The sequence below is a fragment of the Acidocella sp. MX-AZ02 genome, assembly GCF_000306035.1.
GTDB classification, from domain to species: Bacteria; Pseudomonadota; Alphaproteobacteria; order Acetobacterales; family Acetobacteraceae; genus Acidocella; species Acidocella facilis.
In genome coordinates, this window is the sequence record NZ_JH976214.1 from 12,657 (window position 1) to 17,484 (window position 4,828).

5 protein-coding genes and 1 pseudogene are annotated in these 4,828 nt (G+C 60.7%); 5 read left to right on the forward strand and 1 reads right to left on the reverse strand.

Annotated features, from left to right (window positions below; all coding sequences use genetic code 11):
- The 5 genes and pseudogenes from MXAZACID_RS20265 to vapC form a co-directional block, all read left to right on the forward strand.
- Positions 1 to 364 (forward strand): annotated as a pseudogene (locus MXAZACID_RS20265) (hypothetical protein); the annotation flags it as partial.
- A complete protein-coding gene (locus tag MXAZACID_RS20270) occupies positions 361 to 921 on the forward strand; it encodes a Gfo/Idh/MocA family protein (protein ID WP_240376731.1) in 561 nt (186 codons plus the stop codon). The pseudogene MXAZACID_RS20265 and the gene MXAZACID_RS20270, both read left to right, overlap by 4 nt.
- A gap of 385 nt (positions 922 to 1,306) precedes the next feature.
- Positions 1,307 to 2,752 carry a DUF6880 family protein gene (locus MXAZACID_RS17010; protein WP_008495784.1) on the forward strand — a complete coding sequence of 482 codons (1,446 nt, stop codon included), beginning with the start codon at positions 1,307 to 1,309 and terminating at the stop codon, positions 2,750 to 2,752.
- Positions 2,753 to 2,831: 79 nt separating this feature from the next.
- Positions 2,832 to 3,056 (forward strand): type II toxin-antitoxin system VapB family antitoxin, encoded by a 225-nt coding sequence (vapB, locus tag MXAZACID_RS17015; protein ID WP_039885769.1) that lies wholly within the window; start codon positions 2,832 to 2,834, stop codon positions 3,054 to 3,056.
- Positions 3,056 to 3,457, forward strand: a complete 402-nt coding sequence (gene vapC / locus MXAZACID_RS17020; RefSeq protein ID WP_008495786.1) for a tRNA(fMet)-specific endonuclease VapC — start codon at positions 3,056 to 3,058, stop codon at positions 3,455 to 3,457. Before vapB ends, vapC begins: the two co-directional genes overlap by 1 nt.
- Before the next feature lie 140 nt (positions 3,458 to 3,597).
- On the opposite strand, the gene MXAZACID_RS17025 is transcribed toward vapC, so the two are convergent.
- The gene (locus MXAZACID_RS17025; RefSeq protein ID WP_008495787.1) at positions 3,598 to 4,347 is read right to left on the reverse strand and encodes a zinc ribbon domain-containing protein; all 750 of its coding nucleotides are present in this window, start codon (positions 4,345 to 4,347) and stop codon (positions 3,598 to 3,600) included.
- Positions 4,348 to 4,828 lie beyond the last annotated feature (481 nt).

Consider the following 4,828-nt stretch of genomic DNA (forward strand, 5'->3'; position numbering starts at 1 on the left):
TAGAGCGCTGCAGAAGATAAGAAAGATCCATGATATGACGGGTGAAATCAAGGCGATGCGGTTGCAGCTGGGGATGGTCGGCGGCGGCGATGGCGCTTACATCGGCGGCATCCACCGCTTCGCGGCGCGGCTCGACGACCAGTTTGAACTGGTCGCCGGCGCCTTCGATATCGATGCGCAGAAAGGCCGCGCCTTCGCCGCTGGCCTGTTCATCGAGCCCGCCCGCGCCTATGGCGATTACCGCGAGATGATCGCGGCCGAGGTCCAGCGCATCGATCGCATCGACGTGGTGGCGATCTGCGTCCCTCCAACCATACGCATTTCCCGATCGCGGCGGCGTTCCTTGCAGCCAGTTTCGACGTGATCTGCGAAAAGCCGCTGACCACGACCTCCGCGGATGCGGTGGCGTTGGTGGAAATCGCCGCGCGCACCGGCCGCTTTCTCGGCGTCACCTACACCTATAGCGGCTACCCGCTGATTCATGCGGCGCGTGCGATGGTCGCCGCCGGTGAGATTGGCAAACTACGCGTCTTGCAGGTGGAATATCCGCTGGAATGGATGGCCACCGCGATCGAGCAGGGCGGCAACCAGCAGGCCAGTTGGCGGGGCGATCCCAAACGCTCCGGCCGCGGCGGCAGTGTCGGCGATATCGGCACCCACGCCTATCATCTCGCGGGCTTCGTCACCGGGCTGAAGCTGGAGGCGCTCTGCGCCGACGTGGCGACCTTGGTGGAGGGCCGCATTTTGCACTATAATGCGCATGTGATGCTGCGCTATCACGGCGGGGCGCGGGGGCTGTTATGGTCCTCGAATCTGGCGGTTGGTTGTTCCAACGGGCTGCGGCTGCGGGTTTTCGGCGAAACCTGGCATCAGGAAGAGCTGAATAGCTTGCTGCACGCTCCGTGCACGGGCGGCCGGTGACGATCAAGCTCGGACGGGCACCTGCACCCCGCCCGGCCATCCCGAAGGCTATATCGAGGCGTTTGCGAATCTTTATGCTGGCTTCGCCGAGGCGATTCGGGCGCGGCGCGAGGCGCGCGCGCCGGGGCTGATCGGCCAGGCGGTGCCGACTGGCGAGGACGGGCTGAGGGGGCGTGGCGTTTGTCGATGCGGTGGTGGATTCATATGAGGGCGGCCAGGCGGGCTGGGTCAGACCGGCCTATGTCTGATGAATTCGAAAAAAACGGTGTATATGGGGAGATTTAGCGTGGACGATGAGTGAGGTCAGGTGGTGCCGGCATGGCTTGTCAGGCCAAAGCCAAACATGCCACCAAGCCAGGACGAGGTGACAGAGGACCGACACCGCATGGCCAAGACGACAACGCTGAACGCCAAAAACCTGGAAGCGCTCGGGGCCGAACGTCTCGCCGCGCTGCTGATTGAGATCAGCACCGGCGATGCCGCGGCGAAGCGTAGGTTGCGGATGGAGCTGGCGGGGGCGCAAAGCCCGGCCGAACTGGGCAAGGAGGTCCGCAAGCGCCTTGCCGCCATAGGCCGGGCGCGGAGTTTCGTCGATTGGCATGCCATCAAGCCCCTGGCGGCTGATCTTGAAACCCAGCGCGCGGCCATTGCGGGTGCCATCACCCAGCGTGACCCGACGGAAGCGCTCGACCTGCTCTGGCGCTTCATGGAGCTGGCGAATCCGGTCTTTTCGCGTTGCGATGACAGCAATGGTCATATCAGCCCGGTTTTTCACCAGGCCTGTGAGGATCTCGGCTCCATCGCCGTGCTGGCCAAGCCCTCGCCCCAGGTGCTGGCGGTGCAAAGCTTCACGGCGCTGCTGGCCAATGATTACGGCCAATATGATGGGCTTATCGTGGCCCTGGCCAAGGCGCTGGGGCAGGCGGGGCGGGATCATCTGAAACAGCTCATGACTGATCTGTCGAACCGCCCGGTGGAGACACCCGCGGCGAAAGACCGGATCAGGATCGGCTACGGCGCCTCCGGGCCAATTTATCAGGATGAGATGGAAGAAAGCTCCCGCGTCAGCACGGTAAAGCTGGCCCTCCAGGAAATTGCCGACGCCCAAGGAGACGTTGACGCTTTCATCACGCAGTACGATGTTAAAACCCGCAAGGTGCCGGTCATCGCCGCCAAGATCGCCCAGCGCCTGCTGGCGGCAGGGCGGTTGGAGGAGGCCTGGAGCGCCATCGAGGCAGCCGTACCCCGCCCGCACGCTCGGGAGGATCGGCTGGAGGTCGAGTGGGAGGATGCCCGCATCGCGGTTCTGGAGGCGATGGGCCACGCCACGCAGGCCCAGGACGCACGCTGGCGCTGCTTTGAGCGCGCGCTATCGCCCGCGCATTTGCGGGACTATCTGAAGCGTCTGGCTGATTTCGACGATGTCGAGGCGGAGCAGAAGGTACTGGATCTGGTCAAGAAACACGATCATTTTCCGCGGGCGCTTGGCTTCCTGATCTCATGGCCGGACCTGAACCGCGCGGCGGCGATGGTGCTGGACCGCGCCAGAGAGCTTGATGGCGATTATTATGAAGTTCTCACCCCCGCTGCCGAGGCACTGGCGGGCAAACATAATCTGGCGGCCGTGCTGGTGCTGCGGGCGATGATCGACTTCGCGCTCATCCAGAACCGGTCCAGCCGCTATAAGCACGCCGCCCGGCATTTGCTGAGCTGCGCCAGCCTGTCCGCCGGGATCAAGACGTTTGGGCGCCTGGAACCGCACGATGCTTACGTGGCACGACTGCGGCGCGAGCATGGCCGCAAGAGCTCGTTCTGGAGCCTGTTGGACTGAGGGGCGGTGAGCTTTCAAAAAGGATTGAAATGAGGCGAGCTGACGTTGTATATCCGCCTTGGATATATATGAGGTTCTCATGCTCGCGCGAACATCACTCTTTCTCTCCAACCGCTCGCAGGCTGTGCGGTTGCCGAAGGCGGTGGCATTTTCCGAGGGAGTGCACGAGGTGGTCATCGTTCCCGACGGCCCGCGCCGGATCATCGCGCCCGCCGAAGCGGCTTGGGATGATTTCTTTGACGCGCCGGGGATTGATCTGGGCGAGCGTGTGCAGCCGGTGGCGCAGGAGCGCGAGCGTTTCTGATGTTGCGCTATATGCTGGACACCAACCTCTGCATCCGTGTGCTCAGGGATCGGCCGCAGGAGGTGAGGACGCGCTTCAATGCTAATGCCGAAGCCTTATGCCTTTCGGATGTGGTTCTCTATGAATTGCTTTATGGCGCTGAGCGTTCGAACGATCCGCCGCGCATCCGCCGCGAGGTCGAGCATTTTGCTGGGCGCCTGACGGTGCTGCCTTTCGACAGTGAGGCGGCGGCCCATACCGCCGAGATACGCGGCGATCTTGAGCGGCTGGGTAATGTGATCGGACCATATGATCTGATGATCGCCGGCCATGCGCGCAGCAGAGGCTTGATCGTCGTCACAGGTAATCTTGGCGAATTCCAGCGTGTGTTGGGGTTAAGGTCTGAAGACTGGCTGGAATAGCCGAGCAGCGCGCCGGCTAGCACATTTTTCAGAATTTACCGTAACGAATTCGCCGATTTTAGCGCATTATTTATCACATAATCCAAAATATATTAAAATAATACAAATAAAACAATAGTTTGTTGTGTAGCTCGTCAGGCTCATAACCTGAAGGTCGCACGTTCAAATCGTGCCCCCGCAACCAGTTTTACCGAACTCATGAACAAGTCAGGAACGCCCTCAGTGCTTCGCACCGAAGGCGTTGTTTTTGTTGGGGGAGCCGGCAGGCCCAGGCGGACCATCGCCGCCAGCGCGCCCGTGAGAATAATCTCCGGTTCACCCTGCGTTCCCAGGCCGACATCCACGCGCTCAATCAAGTTCCGTAGTGCCTCCAGCACCGCGCTGTTGTTGCCGTCGGCAGACGCCAATGCGGCCTGAAGCGTCTCGACCCGCTGGCGGTAGAGTTCCGCCAGGTTCGGGTGGATCGACGGTGCCGTGCTGGCGGGCGCCGACAGCCGGGCCTGCAGCTGCGCTTTCTGCTGTGACAGCTTCTCCAATTGCTGCTTCAGCTCCTCGGTCCGGAAGCCGTCCATCACCGCCTCTATGATTTTGCCGATCTTGCGCTCGATCGTGGTCAGGCGGCTCTGGTCATGCGCCCGGTCGGCATTGCTCTCGGCGGCCAGCCGGTTCCACTCGGCGGTGAATTCGGCGACGAACTCCCGTACCGCCTCAGGCTCCATCAAATTGGCGTGCAGGGCCTTAATCACCGAAGCCTCCAGCTGCGGGCGGCGCACGCTGGCCATGTTGGAACAGGTACCGAGTCTGCGTGCGGCGCCACAGGCGAGATAGTCGCGGCCAAGGTTGCTGAGCGTCCCGCCGCAACTGGCGCAGAACAGCTTGCCGGTCAGCAAATGCCTGGCCCGGCGGGTCTCCCAGAATTTGGGCCGGTCACAGGCGCCAAACTTAACAGTTTCTATGCCTTCAAAGGGTAGAATCGTCTAAATCATATTAAATCCCGCCTAACTGTCTTTGTCGATTTGATTTTGCAAACACTCCGCACAGTCTTGCCTTTCTTTCCAGGCCTGGTCGTATTTATTAGGGGCACCCGATTCACGAGCGGGCCGAATTTGTTGATGCAATAAGCAAAGTCTTCATTGATTTGGGCCATCGTTCTGTCAGGCCGCTCATAGCGGACCCCTTGCTGCTGTCGATGTAATAGTCAGAAGTCCGTGAAAAGCTTGCATTTCACCAAAATCCGCTCCAGCTTTTCACGCGAATACGCCCATATTGTCTTGTCACTTTCGTCTAGCAGTTTGCTGAAAAACCCCGAAACTTGGTTTTATTTTTTCTGATTTAGCTTTGGGGCCTGGATTTTGGTTCAAGTGATTGAAG

What these genes read in the sequence shown, in the direction of transcription:
- MXAZACID_RS17010 (WP_008495784.1), top strand. Translation starts at nt 1,307, where the DNA reads ATGGCCAAGACGACAACGCTGAACGCCAAAAACCTGGAAGCGCTCGGG.
- vapB (WP_039885769.1), top strand. Translation starts at nt 2,832, where the DNA reads ATGCTCGCGCGAACATCACTCTTTCTCTCCAACCGCTCGCAGGCTGTG.
- vapC (WP_008495786.1), top strand. Translation starts at nt 3,056, where the DNA reads ATGTTGCGCTATATGCTGGACACCAACCTCTGCATCCGTGTGCTCAGG.